The 19,501-nt window shown below is 62.7% G+C and carries 19 protein-coding genes; 13 read left to right on the forward strand and 6 right to left on the reverse strand.

Features of this window, described 5'->3' with window-relative positions; genetic code table 11:
• The first annotated feature begins 68 nt into the window (after positions 1-68).
• Positions 69-965 carry a DMT family transporter gene (locus tag ACT6VE_RS00285; RefSeq protein WP_444796641.1) on the forward strand — a complete coding sequence of 299 codons (897 nt, stop codon included), beginning with the start codon at positions 69-71 and terminating at the stop codon, positions 963-965.
• 72 nt (positions 966-1,037) lie between these two features.
• On the opposite strand, the gene preA is transcribed toward ACT6VE_RS00285, so the two are convergent.
• Together preA and ACT6VE_RS00295 are read right to left on the reverse strand one after the other, a co-directional pair.
• A complete protein-coding gene (preA, locus tag ACT6VE_RS00290) occupies positions 1,038-2,351 on the reverse strand; it encodes an NAD-dependent dihydropyrimidine dehydrogenase subunit PreA (protein ID WP_444796642.1) in 1,314 nt (437 codons plus the stop codon).
• A gap of 12 nt (positions 2,352-2,363) precedes the next feature.
• Entirely contained in the window at positions 2,364-3,725 is a 1,362-nt protein-coding gene (locus tag ACT6VE_RS00295) for an NAD(P)-dependent oxidoreductase (RefSeq protein WP_444796643.1), read from the reverse strand.
• A 256-nt stretch (positions 3,726-3,981) separates the two neighbouring features.
• Here ACT6VE_RS00295 and ACT6VE_RS00300 point away from each other — a divergent pair, with 256 nt between their 5' ends.
• The 9 genes from ACT6VE_RS00300 to ACT6VE_RS00340 all read left to right on the forward strand — a co-directional run bounded on the left by ACT6VE_RS00300 (position 3,982) and on the right by ACT6VE_RS00340 (position 14,047).
• Positions 3,982-4,935 (forward strand): sugar-binding transcriptional regulator, encoded by a 954-nt coding sequence (locus ACT6VE_RS00300; RefSeq protein ID WP_069057894.1) that lies wholly within the window; start codon positions 3,982-3,984, stop codon positions 4,933-4,935.
• 180 nt (positions 4,936-5,115) lie between these two features.
• The gene (locus tag ACT6VE_RS00305; RefSeq protein ID WP_444796644.1) at positions 5,116-6,429 is read left to right on the forward strand and encodes an ABC transporter substrate-binding protein; all 1,314 of its coding nucleotides are present in this window, start codon (positions 5,116-5,118) and stop codon (positions 6,427-6,429) included.
• Positions 6,430-6,617: 188 nt separating this feature from the next.
• Positions 6,618-7,490 (forward strand): carbohydrate ABC transporter permease, encoded by an 873-nt coding sequence (locus tag ACT6VE_RS00310; protein WP_444796645.1) that lies wholly within the window; start codon positions 6,618-6,620, stop codon positions 7,488-7,490.
• An 11-nt stretch (positions 7,491-7,501) separates the two neighbouring features.
• A complete protein-coding gene (locus tag ACT6VE_RS00315; RefSeq protein ID WP_444796646.1) occupies positions 7,502-8,326 on the forward strand; it encodes a carbohydrate ABC transporter permease in 825 nt (274 codons plus the stop codon).
• Between the two features lie 25 nt (positions 8,327-8,351).
• A complete protein-coding gene (locus ACT6VE_RS00320; protein WP_444796647.1) occupies positions 8,352-9,353 on the forward strand; it encodes an ABC transporter ATP-binding protein in 1,002 nt (333 codons plus the stop codon).
• On the forward strand, positions 9,350-10,123 hold the full coding sequence (locus ACT6VE_RS00325; protein ID WP_444796648.1) for an L-iditol 2-dehydrogenase: 774 nt from the start codon (positions 9,350-9,352) through the stop codon (positions 10,121-10,123). Before ACT6VE_RS00320 ends, ACT6VE_RS00325 begins: the two co-directional genes overlap by 4 nt.
• A gap of 86 nt (positions 10,124-10,209) precedes the next feature.
• Complete coding sequence (locus ACT6VE_RS00330) at positions 10,210-11,694, forward strand: mannitol dehydrogenase family protein (protein ID WP_444796649.1); 1,485 nt, start codon at positions 10,210-10,212, stop codon at positions 11,692-11,694.
• Positions 11,695-11,771: 77 nt separating this feature from the next.
• The gene (locus tag ACT6VE_RS00335; protein WP_444796650.1) at positions 11,772-12,443 is read left to right on the forward strand and encodes an HAD family hydrolase; all 672 of its coding nucleotides are present in this window, start codon (positions 11,772-11,774) and stop codon (positions 12,441-12,443) included.
• 20 nt (positions 12,444-12,463) lie between these two features.
• Positions 12,464-14,047: an FGGY-family carbohydrate kinase gene (locus ACT6VE_RS00340; RefSeq protein WP_444796651.1), complete on the forward strand. Its 1,584-nt coding sequence runs from the start codon at positions 12,464-12,466 to the stop codon at positions 14,045-14,047.
• 287 nt (positions 14,048-14,334) lie between these two features.
• On the opposite strand, the gene ACT6VE_RS00345 is transcribed toward ACT6VE_RS00340, so the two are convergent.
• A complete protein-coding gene (locus ACT6VE_RS00345) occupies positions 14,335-15,129 on the reverse strand; it encodes a response regulator (RefSeq protein WP_444796652.1) in 795 nt (264 codons plus the stop codon).
• 188 nt (positions 15,130-15,317) lie between these two features.
• On the opposite strand from ACT6VE_RS00345, the gene ACT6VE_RS00350 reads away from it, so the two are divergent.
• From ACT6VE_RS00350 to ACT6VE_RS00360, 3 genes are all read left to right on the forward strand, one after another.
• Positions 15,318-15,473, forward strand: a complete 156-nt coding sequence (locus tag ACT6VE_RS00350; RefSeq protein WP_444797423.1) for a NepR family anti-sigma factor — start codon at positions 15,318-15,320, stop codon at positions 15,471-15,473.
• 7 nt (positions 15,474-15,480) lie between these two features.
• The gene (locus tag ACT6VE_RS00355) at positions 15,481-16,035 is read left to right on the forward strand and encodes an RNA polymerase sigma factor (protein WP_444797424.1); all 555 of its coding nucleotides are present in this window, start codon (positions 15,481-15,483) and stop codon (positions 16,033-16,035) included.
• Positions 16,036-16,157: 122 nt separating this feature from the next.
• Positions 16,158-17,663 (forward strand): sensor histidine kinase, encoded by a 1,506-nt coding sequence (locus ACT6VE_RS00360; RefSeq protein WP_444796653.1) that lies wholly within the window; start codon positions 16,158-16,160, stop codon positions 17,661-17,663.
• A 28-nt stretch (positions 17,664-17,691) separates the two neighbouring features.
• Here the strand turns inward: ACT6VE_RS00360 and ACT6VE_RS00365 are convergent, their stop codons facing one another.
• The 3 genes from ACT6VE_RS00365 to ACT6VE_RS00375 form a co-directional block, all read right to left on the reverse strand.
• Positions 17,692-18,120, reverse strand: coding sequence for a hypothetical protein (locus tag ACT6VE_RS00365; protein ID WP_444796654.1), 429 nt, complete (start codon positions 18,118-18,120; stop codon positions 17,692-17,694).
• Positions 18,121-18,183: 63 nt separating this feature from the next.
• The gene (locus ACT6VE_RS00370) at positions 18,184-18,582 is read right to left on the reverse strand and encodes a glycine zipper domain-containing protein (protein WP_444796655.1); all 399 of its coding nucleotides are present in this window, start codon (positions 18,580-18,582) and stop codon (positions 18,184-18,186) included.
• A 128-nt stretch (positions 18,583-18,710) separates the two neighbouring features.
• Positions 18,711-19,499 carry a heme ABC transporter ATP-binding protein gene (locus ACT6VE_RS00375; protein ID WP_444796656.1) on the reverse strand — a complete coding sequence of 263 codons (789 nt, stop codon included), beginning with the start codon at positions 19,497-19,499 and terminating at the stop codon, positions 18,711-18,713.
• Positions 19,500-19,501: the final 2 nt, after the last annotated feature.

The following is a 19,501-nucleotide window of genomic DNA, read 5'->3' on the forward strand; positions in this document are numbered from 1 at the left end:
CACGCTTGATCGCGCAATAGCATGTGATTACCACGGGACAGTCCCGTTCCGCCAAGAGGGAGGCAAGCGTGCGTGTTGCGACGATCGCAGACTATGGTGGCAGCAAACGGCTGGCACTTCTGGCGGGAATTGTGTTCGTCGCGATCACCACCATCCAGTTCGTTGCCGCCCGCTTCAGCCTGCGGGAGCATCTGACGGCGGCCGATATCGTGAGCCTGCGATTTGTCGGCGCTGCCCTCGTCTTTTTGCCGGTGTTATGGACCACCGGCATCGGAAAGCTGAGGGCGCTCGGCTGGCGGAAGGCCGTTCTTTTGGCCCTTTTGACGGGTTTGCCCTATCCGCTGATCATCAATCAGGGTCTTACCTATGCACCGGCGAGCCACGCCGCCGCCCTGTCGCCCGCCTCCATCCTGTTCTTCTCCTTCGTGTTCTCGCGCATCGTGTTCAAGGACAAGGTATCCGGCGCGCGCAAGGTCGGCATTGCCGCGGTCATCGGCGGATTGCTGCTGTTCGTCTTTCATGCAGGCGCTGTCGCGGACGACACGCTGCGCGGCGACCTGCTGTTTGCGGGATCGGGGATCATGTTTGCGGTCTATGCGGTGCTGGTGAGGCTCTGGTCGCTCGATGCGGTGACCACGACGATCGCCGTCGTCCTCTTCTCCTGCCTGCCGCTTCCTTTGCTGCACGCTCTGGCGCCGAGCGGACTGGCAACGGCATCCATGGCCGAGATCGCCACGCAATTGGTGATCCAGGGTTTGCTTGCCGGTGCGGTTGCGGTGGTGCTCTACACCTACGTCGTTCGTCAACTGGGCCCGCAACAGGCTTCGCTGTTCATGCCGTGCATTCCGGTGGCGACGGCGGTGGCGGGCATGGTGGTGCTCGGTGAAACACTGACGCCTTCCCAGATCATCGCAATCGCCAGCATAACATTTGGAATGGTCTTCCCGATCTTGAGAAAACGCTGACTTCCCTACCGCCCTCACCACAAAGCTCGATCGCAGAACGCGACGTTCTGCGATCGATTTTGCGAGAGAACGTTACTCCGCGGCCTGCTTGGCCATCGGGTTGTTCGGGTGCGTCGTCCAGTTGGCGTAGTTCGGATCGACCACCTTGCCGGTGCGCTGGTCCAGCACGCCGGGTTCGAGACCGACCATGGTGATGCAGTTTTCGACCGGGCAGACGTTGACGCAGAGATTGCAGCCGACGCATTCGTCTTCCATCACCTCGAAGTGTCTCACGCCATCGACGAACTGTGTGATCGCCTGGTGCGAGGTGTCCTCGCAGGCGATATGGCAGCGGCCGCATTGGATGCAGGCATCCTGGTCGATATGGGCCTTGGCGATGTAGTTGAGGTTGAGATACTGCCAGTCGGTGACATTCGGCACGGCGCGGCCGCAGATGTCGTCGAGGTCGCGGTGACCCTTGGCGTCCATCCAGTCGGAGAGACCGGAAATCATTTCCTGAACGATCTTGAAGCCATAGGTCATGGCCGCGGTGCAGACCTGCACGTTGCCGGCGCCGAGCACCAGGAATTCCGCGGCATCCCGCCATGTCGTAATGCCGCCGATGCCGGAGATCGGCAGGCCGTGGGTTTCCGGATCGCGGGCGATCTCGGCCACCATGTTGAGTGCGATCGGCTTCACCGCCGGGCCGCAATAGCCGCCATGGGTTCCCTTGCCGCCGACCGTCGGGTTCGGCGCGAAATTGTCGAGGTCGACGGAGACGATCGAGTTGATCGTGTTGATCAGCGACACGGCATCGGTGCCGCCGGCCTTGGCGGCACGGGCGGGCTTGCGGATGTCGGAGATGTTCGGCGTCAGCTTGGTGATGACCGGCATGCGCGTATACTGCTTGCACCAGCGCACGACCATTTCGATATATTCCGGCACCTGGCCGACGGCCGCACCCATGCCGCGCTCGGACATGCCGTGCGGACAGCCGAAATTGAGCTCGATGCCATCGGCGCCGGTCTCTTCCACCAGCGGCAGGATTGCCTTCCAGCTCTCCTCCTCGCAGGGCACCATGATCGAGGCGATGAGCGCCCGGTCCGGCCAATTCATCTTGACCTGCTTCATCTCGCGCAGGTTCGTATAGAGGTCGCGGTCGGTGATCAGCTCGATATTGTTCAGGCCCAGAAGCCGGCGATCGGCGCCCCAGATCGCGCCGTAGCGCGGGCCGTTGACGTTGACGACCGGCGGGCCTTCCTCGCCGAGCGTCTTCCAGACCACGCCGCCCCAGCCCGCCTTGAAGGCGCGCTCTACATTGTAGGCCTTGTCGGTCGGCGGCGCGGAGGCGAGCCAGAACGGGTTGGGCGACTTGATACCGACGAAATTGTTGCGAAGATCAGCCATGTCTCATCTCCCTCAAGCGACGGCAACGGCGGGCTGCGCACCGGCAGCCAGCATGCGGTTGATCGAATCGGCCGCATCGCGCCCTTGGGCGACGGAGGTGACCGTCAGGTCCTCGCCGGCCTTCACGCAGTCGCCACCCGCCCAGACATTGGGAACCGAGGTGCGGCCTTCGGAATCGATGACGATACGGCCGCCGGACATGGCAAGCGAACCAAGCCCGGAGGCCTCGAAGCTCTGGCCGATCGCCTTGAAGACCTGGTCGGCTGCCAGCACGCCGGTCTCGCCGGTGCCGGTCAACGTGCCGTCGCGCATTTCGGTATATTCCACCTCGATGCCGGCAACATGCCCATCCTTGGCGATGACGCGCTTCGGCTGCAGCCAGTGGCGGATCATCACGCCCTTGGAGGCGGCAAGATCCTGCTCGAACGGCGAGGCGTTCATATGTTCCTTGCCGCGGCGGTAGCAGATCGTCACCTCCTCGGCGCCGAGCAGTTTGGCCTGCACGGCGGCGTCGATTGCCGTCATGCCGCCGCCGATGACGACGACGCGGCGGCCGACCGGAATGGCGGCCTTGTCCTCGGCCTGGCGCAGTTCCGCGATGAAGTCGACGGCGTCAACGACACCCGGCAGGGTTTCGCCTTCGGCGCGCAGTGCATTGACGCCGGCAAGACCCATGCCGAGGAAGACGGCGTCGAAATTGGCGGTAAGGTCGGCGAGCGAAAAATCGCGGCCGAGTTTCAGGCCATTCTTCACCTCGATGCCGCCGATCGCCAGCACGTAATCGACTTCCTTCTGAGCGAAATCGTCGACCGCCTTGTAGGTGGCGATGCCGTATTCGTTGAGGCCGCCGGCCTTTTCGCGGGCATCGAAGACCACGACGTCATGGCCGTTCATGGCAAGGCGATGGGCACTGGCAAGGCCTGCCGGACCGGCGCCGACAACGGCGACTGCCTTGCCGGTGCGCTCGGCGCGCTCGTAGAAATGTTTGTTCTCCGTCATCGCGACGTCTGTCGCGTAGCGTTGCAGGCGGCCGATTTCCACGGGGCGGTGCTCGGCGGTGTTGCGCACGCAGGCCTGTTCGCACAGCGTCTCGGTCGGACAGACGCGGGCGCACATGCCGCCTAAAATGTTCTGGTCGAAGATGGTCTTCGCCGAGCCGATCGGGTTGCCCGTCGAGATCTGGCGGATGAACAGCGGAATGTCGATGGAGGTGGGACAGGCCGTCATGCACGGCGCGTCATGGCAGAAGTAGCAGCGGTCGGCTGCGACCAGCGCCTCATGATCGTCGAGGCGCGGGTGAAGATCGGAAAAGTTCGTCTCGTATTCGGCCGGCTCAAGGCGCGCCCGATGAATCCCAGATTGCGTCGTTCCCATGTTATTCTCCCATTCGCGTGGGCTTTTGAATGACAGAACGGTAACTCAGGTTTATTTTTTTATCAAACGGTAAAATTTCAAATGAAATGCCGGTTTCTCAGGCGGTCCAGCACGAAAAAACATGATATTTTTGGTTATGTTTTTCTCTCGGCAATGAGGCCGGGCATCGGAGCCTGTTCTTGCCGCGGCATCATGCGGCGTTTGACAGATGACCCGAAAAGATGCAGCAAATCGTGTGAAACAAGCGGGGAATACAATGGCGAAGCGGACGGAAACAGCCGGGCGGCTGGATGATGCGGCGAGGGCCGGCTGGCTCTATTACGTCGCCGGCCGCACGCAGGACGAGATCGCCTCCGCCATGGGTATTTCGCGCCAGTCGGCACAGCGCCTGGTTTCGCTTGCCGTCGCCGAGCGGTTGATCAAGGTGCGCCTCGACCACCCGATCGCCGAATGCCTGGAACTGGGCGAGGCGCTGCGCAAGAAATTTGCGCTGGTGCATGTCGATATCGTGCCGAGCGACCCGGGCTCCTCGTCCACGACGATCGGCATTGCGGAAGCGGGTGCGGCGGAAATCGAGCGCTGGCTCAAGAAGAGCGATCCGATCGTGCTTGCCGTCGGGACGGGGCGAACGCTGAAGGCGGCGATCGACCAACTGCCGACGATGGAATGTCCTCAGCACCGCATCATGTCGCTGACCGGCAATATCGGCCCGGACGGTTCGGCCGCCTACTACAACGTCATCTTCTCGATGGCTGACGCGGTCAAGGCGCGGCACTATCCGATGCCGCTGCCGGTTCTCGTTTCCTCCACCGAGGAGCGTGATCTCCTACACAAGCAGAGCCTCGTGCAATCGACCTTGCGGCTCGGCCGCGAGGCCGATGTCGCCTTTGTCGGTATCGGCGAACTCGGCGCGGATGCGCCGCTCTGCCTCGACGGTTTCCTCGATCCGGAGGAAATGGCGCGGCTGATGGAGGAGGGTGCCGCGGGCGAGATTTGCGGCTGGATGTTCGACCGCAACGGAAAGCTGCTCGACAACAGCATCAACGAGCGCGTCGCCTCGGTGCCGCTACCGCCGCGCGAGACGACGACGGTCATCGGCCTTGCCAAGGGCAAACGCAAACATCTTGCTCTCCTTGCGGCTCTTCGCGGCGGCATGATCAACGGTGTCATCACCGATGAGTCGACGGCGCGTTACCTGCTTTCGGCCTGACGCAGGCCCTTCCGGCCCGGTCGAAGCCTACCCACCCAACAGAAATTTCCTAGGAGATTCAAGGTCTGCCGCCTCGCTTTGTGCGATGCAGCAACGAATGATCGTTGACTTGTTGCGGCATAATGTGGGTAATTGCCCATGAGCGAAGCAAATGCTCAAAACCCTTCTGGGAGGAAGACGATGAATTTGAAAACCCTTCTGCTGGGCACCTGCTCGGCTGCTCTCCTGTGCGGTATCGCCAACGCCGAAACGCTCACCATCGCGACGGTCAACAATGGCGACATGGTCCGCATGCAGGGGCTGACGGAAGCCTTCACCACGAAGAACCCGGACATTCAGCTCGAGTGGGTCACGCTCGAGGAAAACGTCCTGCGCGAACGCGTCACGACCGACATCGCGACGAAGGGCGGCCAGTACGACATCATGACGATCGGTACCTATGAAGTTCCGATCTGGGCAAAGCAGAACTGGCTGGTGCCGCTCGACAATCTCGGCGCCGACTATGACGTCGACGACCTCTTGCCGGCCATCCGCTCGGGTCTCACCGGCGAAGACGGCAAGCTCTATGCTGCGCCGTTCTACGGTGAAAGCTCGATGGTCATGTACCGCAAGGACCTGATGGAAAAGGCCGGGCTCACCATGCCCGACGCCCCGACCTGGGAGTTCATCGGTGAAGCGGCCCGCAAGATGACCGACCGCGCTGCCGGCATCAACGGCATCTGCCTTCGCGGCAAGGCCGGCTGGGGCGAAAACATGGCGTTCCTGACCGCCACGTCCAATGCCTTCGGCGCCCGCTGGTTCGACGAGAAGTGGACGCCCCAGTTCGACCAGCCGGAATGGAAGAACACACTCGACATGTACGTCAAGCTGATGAACGACGCCGGCCCGCAGGGCGCGTCCTCGAACGGCTTCAACGAGAACCTGGCGCTCTTCCAGCAGGGCAATTGCGGCATGTGGATCGACGCCACGGTCGCCGCGTCCTTCGTCTCAAACCCGAAGGAATCGACGGTCGCCGACAAGGTCGGTTATGCGCTCGCTCCCGATACCGGTCTCGGCAAGCGCGGCAACTGGCTTTGGGCCTGGAACCTCGCCATCCCGGCAGGCTCGCAGAAGACCGAAGCGGCTGAAAAGTTCATTGCCTGGGCAACCAGCAAGGAATACGCAGCACTGGTCGCCGAGAAGGAAGGCTGGGCAAACGTGCCTCCGGGCACCCGCGCCTCGCTCTATGCGAATGCGGAATACCAGAAGGCAGCACCCTTCGCCAAGATGACGCTTGACTCGATCAATGCCGCCGACCCGAAGAACCCGACCGTCAAGCCTGTGCCCTATGTCGGTGTACAGTTCGTGGCGATCCCGGAATTCCAGGGTCTCGGTACGACGGTGGGCCAGCTCTTCTCGGCAGCGCTTGCCGGCCAGATGACGGTCGACGATGCGCTCGCCCAGGCACAGCAGGTCACGGTACGTGAAATGACCCGCGCCGGCTACATCAAGTAAAACCTCCTCCCCAAGGACGGGCTGCCCGGGATGCGTTCCGGGCAGCCGAAAATGGGGTCTTGCACCCGGCGCGGCCCTCCGAGCCGGAGCTGCAAAAAACGTGTGACAACGGTACTTGGGCTCTATCCAACATGGATGCGATGCCTGCCCGGCGCGGGGAGCTGCCGGCAAAAAGGGAGGTCACGACAATGGCGACGGAGAACACGCGCGGTTTGGCGCGGATGATGTTGGCGCCCTCTGTGGGGCTGCTTTTGATCTGGATGATCGTGCCACTGGCGATGACGCTGTGGTTTTCGTTCCAGAACTACAACCTGCTGAACCCGGCCAATGTCAGCTGGGCGGGGCTGTTCAACTATCAGTATTTCTATACCGACCCGGCCTTCTTCCAGTCGATCTGGAACACATTGCTGATCGTCGGCGGGGTGCTCTTCATCACGGTCCTCGGCGGCGTGGCGATTGCGCTTCTGCTCGACCAGCCGATGTGGGGGCAGGGGATCGTGCGCATCATGATCATCTCGCCGTTCTTCGTCATGCCGCCGGTGGCAGCACTCGTGTGGAAGAACATGATCATGCATCCGGGCTACGGCGTGCTTGCCGATATCAACCGGGCGCTGGGCCTCCAGCCGGTCGACTGGTTTGCGCAATATCCGCTGTTCTCGATCATCATCATCGTCGCCTGGCAATGGCTGCCGTTTGCTACCCTCATCCTGCTCACCGCGCTGCAATCGCTTGACGGCGAGCAGAAGGAAGCGGCCGAGATGGATGGCGCCGGCTTCGTTTCCCGCTTCATCTACCTGACGGTGCCGCATCTTTCCCGCTCGATCACGGTCGTCATCCTGATCCAGACGATCTTCCTGCTCGGCGTCTATGCGGAAATCCTCGTCACCACCAATGGCGGCCCGGGTTATGCATCCACCAACCTGCCGTTCCTGATCTACCGCACGGCCCTTCTTGGCTACGACGTCGGCGGAGCGTCCGCCGGTGGCATCATCGCCGTCATCCTCGCCAATATCGTCGCCTTCTTCCTGATGCGCGCCGTCGGCAAGAACCTGGACAAGTAGGAGGAAAGACCATGGCTCGCGCAGTTTCAACAAGACGCACTGTAGTGTTCACGATCGCCGCCTGGATCGTCGCGCTGATCATCTTCTTCCCGATCCTCTACACGATCATCACCTCGTTCAAATCCGAGACCGAGGCGATCCAGGGTTTTAACATCATTCCGTCAGGCACGGTGGAGAGCTACCAGGCCGTGCAGGCGCAGAGCAATTACTTCAAGTTCTTCCTGAACTCGGTGATCCTGTCGCTCGGCTCGACGCTGCTGGCGCTGTTGATCGCCGTGCCCGCCGCCTGGTCGATGGCGTTCTCGCCGACCGCCAAGACCAAGGACATCCTGATGTGGATGCTCTCGACCAAGATGATGCCGGCCGTCGCCGTGCTGGTGCCGATCTACCTCATCTTCCGCGATTTCGGCCTGCTCGACAGCCGCATCGGCCTCACCATCATGCTGACCATGATCAACCTGCCGATCGTCATCTGGATGCTCTACACCTACTTTCGCGAAATCCCGGGCGAGATTCTTGAGGCCGCGCGCATGGACGGGGCATCGCTGTGGGGCGAGATCGTCTACGTGCTGACGCCGATGGCCGTACCCGGCATTGCGTCCACCATGCTGCTCAACATCATCCTCGCCTGGAACGAAGCCTTCTGGACGATCCGCCTGACAACGACCAATGCAGCACCACTGACCGCCTTCATCGCCTCGTTCTCCAGTCCGCAGGGCCTGTTCTGGGCGAAACTCTCGGCAGCCTCGACGCTTGCCATCGCGCCCATCCTGATCATGGGGTGGTTCTCACAAAAGCAGCTTGTCCGCGGCCTGACCTTCGGCGCCGTGAAGTAAAGAACGAGATCGGGGAGGAACCATCATGGGCAAGATTATCCTGAAGAAAGTCAACAAGAGCTTTGGCGAGACGCAGGTCATTCCGGGCATCGACCTGACCATCAATGAGGGCGAGTTCGTCGTCTTCGTCGGCCCATCGGGCTGCGGCAAGTCCACGCTGCTGCGCCTGATCGCCGGCCTGGAGGACACCAGCAGCGGCACAATCGAGATCGACGGCCGCGACGTCACCGGGGAGGCGCCGGCCAAACGCGGGCTTGCCATGGTGTTCCAGTCCTACGCGCTCTATCCGCATATGAGCGTGCGCAACAACATCGCCTTCCCGCTGAAGATGGCGAAGATGAGCCCCGAGGCGATCGACAAGAAGGTGACGGAGGCCGCCCGCGTCTTGAACCTCACCAACTATCTCGAACGTCGTCCGGGCCAGCTTTCCGGCGGCCAGCGCCAGCGCGTGGCCATCGGCCGGGCGATCGTGCGCGAACCGTCGGCCTTTCTCTTCGACGAGCCGCTGTCCAACCTCGACGCGGCGCTGCGCGGCACGATGCGGCTCGAGATCAGCGAGTTGCACCACCAGCTGAAGACCACGATGATCTACGTCACCCACGACCAGGTGGAAGCCATGACCATGGCCGACAAGATCGTGGTTCTCAACGCCGGCAATATCGAGCAGGTCGGCTCGCCGCTCGATCTCTACAACAAGCCCGACAACCTGTTCGTCGCCGGCTTCATCGGCTCGCCGCGCATGAACTTCGTCAAGGGCGAGGCGGCCAAACCGTACAACGCGCCGACCGTCGGCATCCGCCCGGAGCACGTCAAGCTCTCCAAGGAGAGTGGCAGCTGGAAGGGCCTCGTCGGCGTCGCCGAACACCTCGGCTCCGACACCTTCCTGCATGTCAACGTCGAGGGCATCGGCCTGATGACCGTGCGCGCCGGCGGCGACTTCCCCGTCACCCATGGTGATACCGTGTGGCTCACGCCGGACGAAACCCGCATCCACCGCTTTGCCGACAACGGAAACACAATCAGATGAACAGGCTCGAGGGCAGGAGCGCGCTGATCACCGGCTCGGCGCGCGGCATCGGCCGGGCCTTCGCGGAAGCCTATGTCCGCGAAGGCGCAAAGGTCGCCATCGCGGATATCAACATCGAGCGGGCCCAGGCGACGGCGAAGGAGATCGGTCCCGCGGCCTATGCGGTCGAGATCGATGTGACACGGCAGGATTCAATCGATGCGGCCATTGCGGCTAGTGTTTCCGAAGCCGGCGGCATCGACATCCTCGTCAACAATGCAGCACTCTTCGACCTCGCGCCGATCGTCGAGATCACGCGGGAGAGTTATGAAAAGCTGTTTGCGATCAACGTCTCGGGCACGCTGTTCACGATGCAGGCGGTGGCGAAGCAGATGATCGCGCAGGGTCGCGGCGGCAAGATCGTTAATATGGCGAGCCAGGCCGGGCGGCGCGGTGAGGCGCTGGTCGCCGTCTATTGCGCCACCAAGGCCGCCGTCATCAGTCTCACGCAATCGGCCGGCCTCGACCTGATCAAGCACGGCATCAACGTCAATGCCATCGCGCCGGGTGTCGTCGACGGCGAGCACTGGGAAGGGGTCGATGCCCTCTTCGCCAAATATGAAAACCGCCCGCGCGGCGAAAAGAAGCGTCTCGTCGGCGAGGCCGTGCCGTTCGGCCGCATGGGCACGGCGGACGACCTCACCGGCATGGCGATCTTCCTTGCCTCCGAGGAGAGCAATTACATCGTCGCGCAGACCTACAATGTCGATGGCGGCAACTGGATGAGCTGAGGCCCGCGTGAACGCGGACCTGGCACGAGCAGAGACCGGAGGCGGCGGCGCCTCCACCGGCCCGGACACACCGGAAGGACAAGACCATGACCACGAACCTGTCGCTCGCGACCCTCAAGGATATTGCCAAGACCGCCGGCGTGCCAACCTATGAGCGCGCCAGCCTCAAGGCGGGCATCGTTCACTTCGGCGTCGGCAATTTCCACCGGGCGCACCAGGCGGTCTATCTCGACGATCTGTTCAATCTCGGCCTCGATCACGACTGGGCGCTGATCGGTGCGGGTGTCTTGGCCTCCGATGCAGCGATGCGGGAGAAGCTTGCCGGCCAGGACTTCCTGACCACCGTGGTCGAGCAGGACAACAACCGGTCCGGTGCGCGCGTCACCGGTGCGATGATCGATTACCTCGCGCCCGGCAACGCGGCTGCGACGATTGGCCAGCTTGCCGACCCGGCGATCCGCATCGTCTCGCTGACGATCACCGAGGGGGGCTACTTTATCAATCCGGCGTCGGGCGTCTTTGACCCGAGCCATCCGGCGATTGCCGCCGATGCCGCCAATCCAGCCGACCCGAAGACCGTGTTCGGCCTGATCCTTGGCGGCCTCAAGGCGCGTAAGGACAAGGGTATTGCGCCCTTCACCGTCATGTCCTGCGATAACATTCCGGGCAACGGCGAGGTGACGCATGCCGCCGTCTCCGGCCTCGCGCGGCTCACCGATCCTGATCTCGCCGACTGGATCGACGCCCATGTCGCCTTCCCGAACGGCATGGTGGACCGTATCACACCGGCGACCGGCGCCCGCGAGATCGGCATTACCGCCGATGACTACGATATCAATGACGCCTGGCCGGTGTTCTGCGAAGAGTACAAGCAGTGGGTGCTGGAGGATCACTTTCCGCTCGGCCGCCCGGCGCTTGAGAAAGTAGGTGTGCAGTTCGTGCCGGATGTCGCACCCTACGAGCATATGAAAATCCGCATCCTCAATGGTGGTCACGCGGCGATCGCCTATCCGGCGGCCCTGCTCGACATCCACTTCGTGCACGAGGCGATGGAGGATGCGGATATCCGCGCCTTCCTTTCCAAGCTGGAGCGCGAGGAGATCATCCCGGTCATTCCGCCGGTTCCCGATACCGATCTTAACGACTATTTCGGCCTGATCGAGCGCCGCTTCTTGAACCCCAAGATTGCCGACACGATCCCGCGCCTGGCCCAGGATGGCTCCAACCGCCAGCCGAAATTCATCCTGCCATCGACGTCCGACCGTCTTTCCCGCGGTGAGGATGTCACGGGCCTGGCGCTCGTCTCCGCCCTCTGGTGCCATTATCTCGCCGGTACGACCGACGGCGGCAAGGCGATCAGCTTCAACGATCCCAATTTCGAACGCATCCAGGCAGCAGCGATTGCTGCGAAGAGCAATGCCGATGCCTTCCTCGACCTCAAGGATATTTTCGGTACCGTCGCGGATTCCGAGCTGTTCCGGAAACGCTTTGCCACGGCGCTGAAATCCCTCCAGCAGAACGGAACGCGGGCGACACTGAAACTCTATCTGGAAAACCAGCTCGCAAGTTGAGGAAAACCCGGAAATTACAGGGCTTTTCATCGCAGGGGGCAGACGTTACCACGGGGGCCTGAAACGGAATGAGAGCCATGGCCGCCACTGAGACAGAACTGGTTATTTTCGATTGTGACGGCGTGCTCGTCGATAGCGAGCCGATTTCGCTTGCGGTGCTTGTTGAATCGCTGGCCGCGGCCGGCGTCGCGATGAGCGAGGACGAGGCGCACGATCGCTTCCTCGGGCGCAGCCTGAAGAGCATGTCGGAAATCCTGCATGACGAATACGGGTTGGCCGTCGACGCCGCCTTTCTCGAGGCGATGCGCAAGGTGCTCTACGAGCGGTTCCGCAGCGAACTCCAGCCGATCGACGGCATTGCCGAGACGGTTGACGGTCTGGGCATCGCCCATTGCGTTGCGTCATCCAGCCAGCCGGAGCGCATCCGCCTGTCGCTTTCCGTGACAGGCCTGCTCGACCGGTTCGAACCGAATATTTTCAGCGCCACAATGGTCTCGCGCGGCAAGCCGGCGCCCGATCTGTTCCTGCATGCGAGCGCCGCAATGGGCATTGAGCCAGCCCGGTGCGTCGTCGTCGAGGACAGTCCCGCCGGCATTGCGGCGGCAAAATCCGCCGGCATGCGGGTGGTCGCCTTTACCGGCGGTTCCCATGCGCGCACGCCGCGCCATCGCGAAAACTTGCTTAGCCTGAAACCCGACGCCCTGTTTGACGACATGCGGGAATTGTTACAGTTTGTCCGCAAGAAATAGGTCGACGGGAAAGAGCATTGATGCGCGATCTGATCGTTGCGGTGGATATCGGCACCGGCAGTGCGCGCGCCGGTGTCTTCGACCGGAGCGGCGCCCTGCTGGGACGATCAGAGCATCCGATCGCCATGCGCCGGCCGAGCGCAAGCTACGCGGAACATGATTCGGAAAATATCTGGCAGGCCGTCTGCATCGCGGTGAAAGCGGCGTGCACGGTCGCCACGGTTGAGGCTGGCCGCGTCGCGGCACTCGGCATCGACGCGACTTGCTCGCTGGTCGTGCGCGACAGGCAGGGAAAGCCGCTTGCCGTCTCCGGTGGCGAGGAGCCGCGCTGGGATACCATCGTCTGGCTCGATCATCGCGCGATCGAGGAAGCCGATATCTGCACGGCCACCGGGCATCCGGTGCTTGCCCATTCCGGCCACGTCATGTCGCCGGAAATGGAGATGCCCAAGCTCATGTGGCTGAAGCGTCATCAGCCGGAGCAATGGGCGAAGGCGGGCTACTTCTTCGACCTCGCCGATTTCATGACCTGGCGGGCCACCGGCTCGAATGCGCGCTCGCGCTGTACGATGACGGCCAAGTGGAACTACCTCGCCCATGAAGAAAAGCCGTGGAGCGAGAGCTTTTTATCGGCGATCGGGCTTGAGGACGTGCGGGTGCGCGGGTCGCTTCCGGATGAGACGCTGGCGGTGGGAGAGGCCGTCGGGCGGTTGACGTCGGAGGCTGCCCGCGACCTTGGCCTTGATACGGATTGCGTCGTCGCGACCGGGCTCATCGATGCCTATGCCGGCACGTTCGGCGTGCTCGGCCCCTTTGCCGGCCAACCCGAAAAGCTGGAACGCCAGTTGGCGCTGATCGGTGGAACGTCGAGCTGCATCGTCGCCTTTTCGCGGGCGGAAAAATTCGGCTTTGGCATGTGGGGGCCGTATTATGAGGCCGTGCTGCCGGGCTGGTGGCTGGTCGAAGGCGGCCAGTCGGCGACCGGGGCCCTGCTCGACCATATCGTGCGGGCGCACAGCGCAGGCGGCGAGCCTTCGGTGGCGAACCATGCCCGCATCGTGACCCGCATTCGGGAATTGCAGGCGCAGGAGGGCGAGGCGTTCGCCGCCCGGCTGCATGTCCTGCCGGATTTTCACGGCAACCGCTCGCCGTTCGCCGATCCTCATGCGCTGGGTGTCATCAGCGGCCTGCCGCTCGATGCGTCCTTCGATAGTCTGTGCCGGCTTTACTGGCGCACCTGCGTCGCCATTGCGCTCGGCATCCGCCATATCCTCGACAAGCTCGGCGAATGCGGCTACCCGCTCGATACGCTGCACGTCGCCGGCGGCCATGTGCGCAACCCGTTGCTGATGGAGCTTTACCGCGATGTCACGGGGTGCCGTGTCGTCGTGCCGGATACGAACGATGCCGTGCTGCTTGGAACGGCGATGGTCGCAGCCGTTACCGGCGGGCTCTATGCCGACCTGCCGGCTGCGGGTGCAGGCATGTATCCGGGTGGCACCGAGTTCCTGCCGGATTCCGGCCGCAGGGCGAGCTTCGACCGCGATTATCGCCGGTTCCTTGCCCTCTACCGGCACCGGGCAGAGCTCGAAGCGATCGACTGAAAAAATCTCGAAAAAATTTGCGAACTGACGGAACCAAATCGCATGTCGCGTGTTTCTGTGTCGTCACCGGTCCGCGCATATCCCCCAAGATGCGAGGCCCTCGACTGGTGATTGCCCACGAAACCGTGTCCCCCTCCGGTTCGTGGAACCTCAAGCAGCCAGTGCCTCCGAGGCGCTGGCTGTTTTCTTTTGTGCGCAAGGCATTTCCTGAAAATACAATGGCGGCGGTGGGCGTGCCATCCCACCGCCGCCGGCCGCGCCGCCGCTGCGGCCGTCCGGGAGCGAGATCAAGCCGCGGCGCGCGCTTGCGGGGTAAAGAGGAGGGCCTGGTTGATAAGGACCTTCACCTGCTCCGGATTGAAGGGTTTGGAAACGAGGAAGGCGGGTTCCGGCCGCTCGCCGGTGAGCAGCCGCTCGGGATAGGCGGTGATGAAGATCACCGGGATTGTCGTTCGCGCGAGGATTGCGTTCACGGCGTCGATGCCGGAACTGCCATCGGCAAGCCTGACATCGGCGAGCACGAGGCCCGGGCGACTGTCGCTCCAGAGCGTCTCTGCCTCCGCCTGGGTGCGGGCGATGCCGGTGACGCGATGGCCCATGCCGCTCACCATATGGGCAAGGTCGAGCGCGATCAGCGGCTCGTCCTCGATGATCATGATGCCCGTTTCGGCCTGCGCTGCGATTTCGGCAAAGGCCGTATCGAGCAGGGCACGGATGGTGCTCTCCTCAGCCTCCAGGATTTCGGCGGTCTTCTCGACCGAAAAACCTTCGACCGTCGCAAGCAGCAGAGCCTGGCGGCCGAGCGGGGGGACGCCGGAGAGGTCGAACGGCGTCTCCATGCCGGGCGTAATAGACCCGGCGCCGGGGGTCATGGAGACGGGCAGGGAGGAGACGATGCGGGTCAGGAGGCCGAAGAGCCTTGTCCTGTCGTCATCCCCTTCCGGCATCATGGACGTGTCGATGAGAATGGTTTCGAGCGTGGCGGCGACATAGGCATCGCCGGAGGATTGGGTGCCGGTCAGTGCGCGAGCATAGCGGCGCAACGCCGGAAGGTGCGGTCCGATGCGATCGGAAATCGGCATGATTGTTCCCCTGTTCTTGAATTGCTGCATTGGCAGTTGACGGTTTGAACGCGGAAACCAAATTTTGGTTCCGGAACAGGGAACTTTTTTTGGTTCTGAGCATTTTCACGCCGAATTCGCCGATAGGGCACGGAAAAAAATGAAAGTGGCCAAGAGTGATTAGCGTGGAAAAGAAAACGAGCAGGGGGATGCCTCCCAAGACCGTGGGCGACCCGAATGCCCAGATTGCAACGAAGCTTCGCGCCTTCTACCATTCGGTACAGGAGGAGGCGCTTCCCCAGAAGTTCCTGGATCTTCTCGAAAAATTGGATGCTGCCGAAAACAGCGTTCAACGGGCCGAGTGAGGATATGATGGAACAGGGGCAGACCAACTTTAAACGCGACCTCCTTGCGGTTCTCCCGAGCCTGCGAGCCTTTGCCATTTCCTTGACCCGCCGGCACGATCAGGCGGACGACCTCGTGCAGGACACCATCATGAAGGCCTGGGCGAAGCAGGAGCAGTTCGAAATGGGCACGAACATGAAAGCCTGGCTTTTCACGATCCTGCGCAACGAACTCTACAGCAAGATGCGCAAGCGCGGCCGAGAGGTGCAGGACAGCGACGGTATCTTCACGGAAAACCTGGCGCAGCACCCGCCGCAATATGGTTCGCTCGATATGCAGGACTTCAAGAAAGCCCTGGAAAAGCTGCCGGATGAGCAGCGCGAAGCGATCATTCTCGTCGGTGCGTCCGGTTTCTCCTATGAGGAAGCGGCCGAGATCTGCGGCTGCGCGCTCGGCACGATCAAGAGCCGTGTCAACCGCGCCCGCCAGCGCCTGCAGGAACTTTTGCAGGTGAGCGGCGAAAGCGACTATGGTCCCGACGCGATTTCCGCGCCGCTCACCTCGCGCGCCTTCGCATCGTGATGGAACCCAAGCCGCCTGCCTTTCGAGGCGGGCGGCGGATATTTTGAGGGGATTGGTGCGAATAGGCGTTTGCCGGCGTGAGCTGGCGTGAAAACGGACGCGGAATCGCATACCAGAGGCGCATGAAAGACAACGTCCAGCCATTGTCGTCCGATGTTATCGCGGCTCTCGAGGCGCCGGCCCGTTTGGCGGCGATCGAGACAGCGATACCGGTGTTTCTCGGACCCGACCCCGATTTCGACGACATAGCCAGTTTGGCGGCAGGCCTCTTCGGCGCGCCGATTTCCCTCGTCACCCTCCTGGGACGGACGGACCAGTGGTTCCTCGCGCGTGAAGGCACGCCGGAAATCCGGGCGCCGTCTGAGGACTCTTTCTGTGCTCGCATGATCGCCGAGAACGGTAACGAGCCGCTTGTCATATCCGATGCCCGCAAGGACGCACGCTTTGCCGGATTGCCGAGCGTCGTCGGCGCGCCGCATCTGCGCTTCTATGCCGGGGTGCCGGTCGTCGTCGATGGCCAGCCGATCGGCACGGTCTGCGTTTTCGATGTCAAAGTCCATGCGCGCATCGCGCCGGAACTTCCGGCGCGCTTGAAACAGCTTGCCTCGCTTGCGGCCTCGCTCATCAAGCTGAAGGAGGAGGCCAGGCGGCGGGCGATGACGGCGGAAATGCTGTCGCGCGACGAGAAGCGTCATTCCCTGGCGCTCGACGCGGCACACGTGGCGAGTTGGCTGTGGGATCTCTCGACGGGGATGGTTTCGGGCAACGAGACCTTCTACCACATGCTTGGCGTCAAGCAGGCCAAGCCGATGAGTGCGCGAAAATTCTTTATGGCGGTGCATCCGGCGGACCGCAAGAACACCATCGGCCAATTGCGCAATGCGCTCGCCACCGGCAACGAATATGACGGGCTCTTCCGGTCGGCGAAATCGGGCCGCTGGCTGCTTGGCCGCGGCCGGGTGCATGAAAAAGATGCGGATGGGCGGCCCATCACCTTCCTCGGCATCAATATCGACGTCACCGAAGGACAGCTTGCCTCTGAGCGCACGCGGCTCCTGCTGCGCGAGCTGAACCATAGGGTCAAGAACACGCTGGCCATGCTGCAATCGCTGGCACGCCAGACCCTGCGCCAGACGAGCGATCCCGTCGAGTTCATGGATGCCTTTGCCGGGCGCCTGCAATCGCTCTCCGAGGCGCATGGCCTGCTCAGCGATCACGAATGGGGTGGCATTCACCTGAAGATGCTGTTGCAGAAGCAGATCATGCCCTATGCGCTCGACTATGAAGATCAGGTCGAAATACACAAGGACGAGGTGGAACTGGGGCCGGACCAGGCCGTCGGACTGGGCCTCGTGCTGCACGAACTTGCCACGAATGCCCGTAAATATGGCGCGCTGTCGGTCCGTTCGGGCAAGGTGGTCATTACAGCGCGCGTGGTGCTTGAGGATAGCCACCGCGTGCTCAACATGACCTGGCACGAGGTCGGCGGGCCGCCGGTCGATCCGAATCGCCGCCGCGGTTTCGGGTCGATCCTGATCGAGCGCAGCCTCGACAAGATTCTCGGTAGCAGCGTGCATGTCGAGTATCTGCAGAAGGGCCTGACCGCGGTCGTACGCATGCCGCTCTGAGCGGCACGCTGTCCCAAAAAATAGGGGATCAGTCGTCGCGGCGGGATTTTGGCGCGAGCAGGAAGCCGAGGGCGAGGGCGACGGCTGTTGCCGCGAACGGTTTCTTCACGGCGACCGTCGCCGCCGCTGCCATCAGGTCGCGGCGTACGGCAAGCTGCTGGCGGCGGATTAGGCGCAGTTCCCTTTCCCGCTTGTTGCGCATTGCAACCACGGCCAGGATGAGAAGTGCAAACAGCAGGAAGCCGCCGGCAAGGCCGAAGAGGGCGGGCACGGTGCCGTAGTGTTCCGAGAGCAGGATCGCCGTGGCGACCAGGCCGAACACATAGGCGGTGATCAGCAGCAGGCCGATGACCAGGCCGGCAATCGCATTGCGCTTGGCGATGTCCATCGTCTCGTCCACCCGGTCGGTGACGCGGGTGACGAGGTTCTGGATGAGAATGGCCCCCAGTGAAAGCATGCCGTGTGAACTCCGCAAAAAAGGAACGCCACGGGGCGTGCCCGTGGCGTATCGGGAAAGGCGTTAGCGTCGCAGCAGGGCTGCAATGACAAAGCCGGCGGCGGCGGCGATGCCGAGCGTTGCGAGCGGATGATCTTGCACGGCCTTGCGGGCACGATGGCCGGAATCGCGATAGCGCTCCTGGAAGTCGGCCAGGATATCCTCGCCGGCGGCGATCATATCGCGGATGTCGGTTTCGGCGCGGTCCTTGAGATCGTGCGCCGCATCGCTCGCCTGTGCCTTTGCGGCGCGGGCCTTCTTGCGGATGCTGCTTGCGCCGCTCGACGCGTCACTGGCCAGCAGGCGGGTGAGGGAGGCGATCTCCTCGCGCAGTTCGGCGATCTGCTCCTCAACGGCCTGCGCCTCGTCATGAAGCCCGTTGCGAACACTCTTGCTGCGGGATGAAAACAGTCCGTTGGCCATGCCGTTTCTCCTTTTGCGGTCGCCAGCGCTATGCGCGGGCTAAACAACGCTCCACCCCCTTGGCGGAACGGTCTTGTCGGGGCAGGAAACGCGGAGAGCGGAAAAAGGTTCCGTAAGATGCTGGAAAATCAGGCCGAAGCGGTGTGTGGCAGAACGAAAGGGACGCCGCCTGCCGGCACACCGTTGATGCGCATACGGCAGCCGAAGACGGCTTCCATGGCGTCATCGGTCATGACGTCGGCAGGCGCGCCGGAACGCTCGATGCGGCCGTTCTTCATCATCACCATATGGTCGGCGAACATGGCGGTGAGATTGAGGTCGTGCATGACCGCGATGACGCCGCCGCCACCTTCGCAATAGCGCCGGGCAAGCTGCATGATCGTCAGCTGGTGGCGGATGTCGAGGGCGGAGACCGGCTCGTCGAGCATCAGGAAACAGGGCTCGCCATCGAGCACCGGCTCCCAGATCTGGGAGAGCACGCGGGCAAGTTGCACGCGCTGCTGCTCGCCGCCGGAAAGCTCTTGATAGAAACGGCCGGCGAAACCCGAGAGATCGACGGCGGCCAAGGCGTCCGAGGTGATCGCCTCGATGCGCTCGGCGTGCCGGTTCAGCCCCACGGTGAGGCCGAGGCGGACGATTTCGCGCACGGTGAAGGGAAAGGCGATGGTGGCCGCCTGCGGCAGCACCGCGCGCTTCACGGCAAGCTGCCAGGGTTCCAGTGTGCCAAGGGCGTGGCCGTTGATGGTGATTTCGCCCTTGCTCGGCAGCTCCCCGGCAATGGCCTTCATCGTCGTCGTCTTGCCGGAACCGTTGGGGCCGACGATGGCGGTCAACTGACCGGCTTTCGCGTCAAGCGACACGTTGTGCACGATGACCTTGCCGGAGAGGCTGACCGTGAGATTTTTTGCGGTGATCATGG

Origin of the sequence: Shinella sp., assembly GCF_052438155.1 — a bacterium.
Classification (GTDB): domain Bacteria; phylum Pseudomonadota; class Alphaproteobacteria; order Rhizobiales; family Rhizobiaceae; genus Shinella.

Bases quoted from the DNA above. Each gene is read 5' to 3' on its own strand.
- ACT6VE_RS00375 (WP_444796656.1), bottom strand. From the start codon at position 19,499: ATGATCACCGCAAAAAATCTCACGGTCAGCCTCTCCGGCAAGGTCATC.
- ACT6VE_RS00315 (WP_444796646.1), top strand. From the start codon at position 7,502: ATGGCTCGCGCAGTTTCAACAAGACGCACTGTAGTGTTCACGATCGCC.
- ACT6VE_RS00335 (WP_444796650.1), top strand. From the start codon at position 11,772: ATGGCCGCCACTGAGACAGAACTGGTTATTTTCGATTGTGACGGCGTG.
- preA (WP_444796642.1), bottom strand. From the start codon at position 2,351: ATGGCTGATCTTCGCAACAATTTCGTCGGTATCAAGTCGCCCAACCCG.
- ACT6VE_RS00300 (WP_069057894.1), top strand. From the start codon at position 3,982: ATGGCGAAGCGGACGGAAACAGCCGGGCGGCTGGATGATGCGGCGAGG.
- ACT6VE_RS00365 (WP_444796654.1), bottom strand. From the start codon at position 18,120: ATGCTTTCACTGGGGGCCATTCTCATCCAGAACCTCGTCACCCGCGTC.
- ACT6VE_RS00345 (WP_444796652.1), bottom strand. From the start codon at position 15,129: ATGCCGATTTCCGATCGCATCGGACCGCACCTTCCGGCGTTGCGCCGC.
- ACT6VE_RS00340 (WP_444796651.1), top strand. From the start codon at position 12,464: ATGCGCGATCTGATCGTTGCGGTGGATATCGGCACCGGCAGTGCGCGC.
- ACT6VE_RS00350 (WP_444797423.1), top strand. From the start codon at position 15,318: ATGCCTCCCAAGACCGTGGGCGACCCGAATGCCCAGATTGCAACGAAG.
- ACT6VE_RS00305 (WP_444796644.1), top strand. From the start codon at position 5,116: ATGAATTTGAAAACCCTTCTGCTGGGCACCTGCTCGGCTGCTCTCCTG.
- ACT6VE_RS00325 (WP_444796648.1), top strand. From the start codon at position 9,350: ATGAACAGGCTCGAGGGCAGGAGCGCGCTGATCACCGGCTCGGCGCGC.
- ACT6VE_RS00355 (WP_444797424.1), top strand. From the start codon at position 15,481: ATGGAACAGGGGCAGACCAACTTTAAACGCGACCTCCTTGCGGTTCTC.
- ACT6VE_RS00370 (WP_444796655.1), bottom strand. From the start codon at position 18,582: ATGGCCAACGGACTGTTTTCATCCCGCAGCAAGAGTGTTCGCAACGGG.
- ACT6VE_RS00320 (WP_444796647.1), top strand. From the start codon at position 8,352: ATGGGCAAGATTATCCTGAAGAAAGTCAACAAGAGCTTTGGCGAGACG.
- ACT6VE_RS00295 (WP_444796643.1), bottom strand. From the start codon at position 3,725: ATGGGAACGACGCAATCTGGGATTCATCGGGCGCGCCTTGAGCCGGCC.
- ACT6VE_RS00310 (WP_444796645.1), top strand. From the start codon at position 6,618: ATGGCGACGGAGAACACGCGCGGTTTGGCGCGGATGATGTTGGCGCCC.
- ACT6VE_RS00360 (WP_444796653.1), top strand. From the start codon at position 16,158: ATGAAAGACAACGTCCAGCCATTGTCGTCCGATGTTATCGCGGCTCTC.
- ACT6VE_RS00330 (WP_444796649.1), top strand. From the start codon at position 10,210: ATGACCACGAACCTGTCGCTCGCGACCCTCAAGGATATTGCCAAGACC.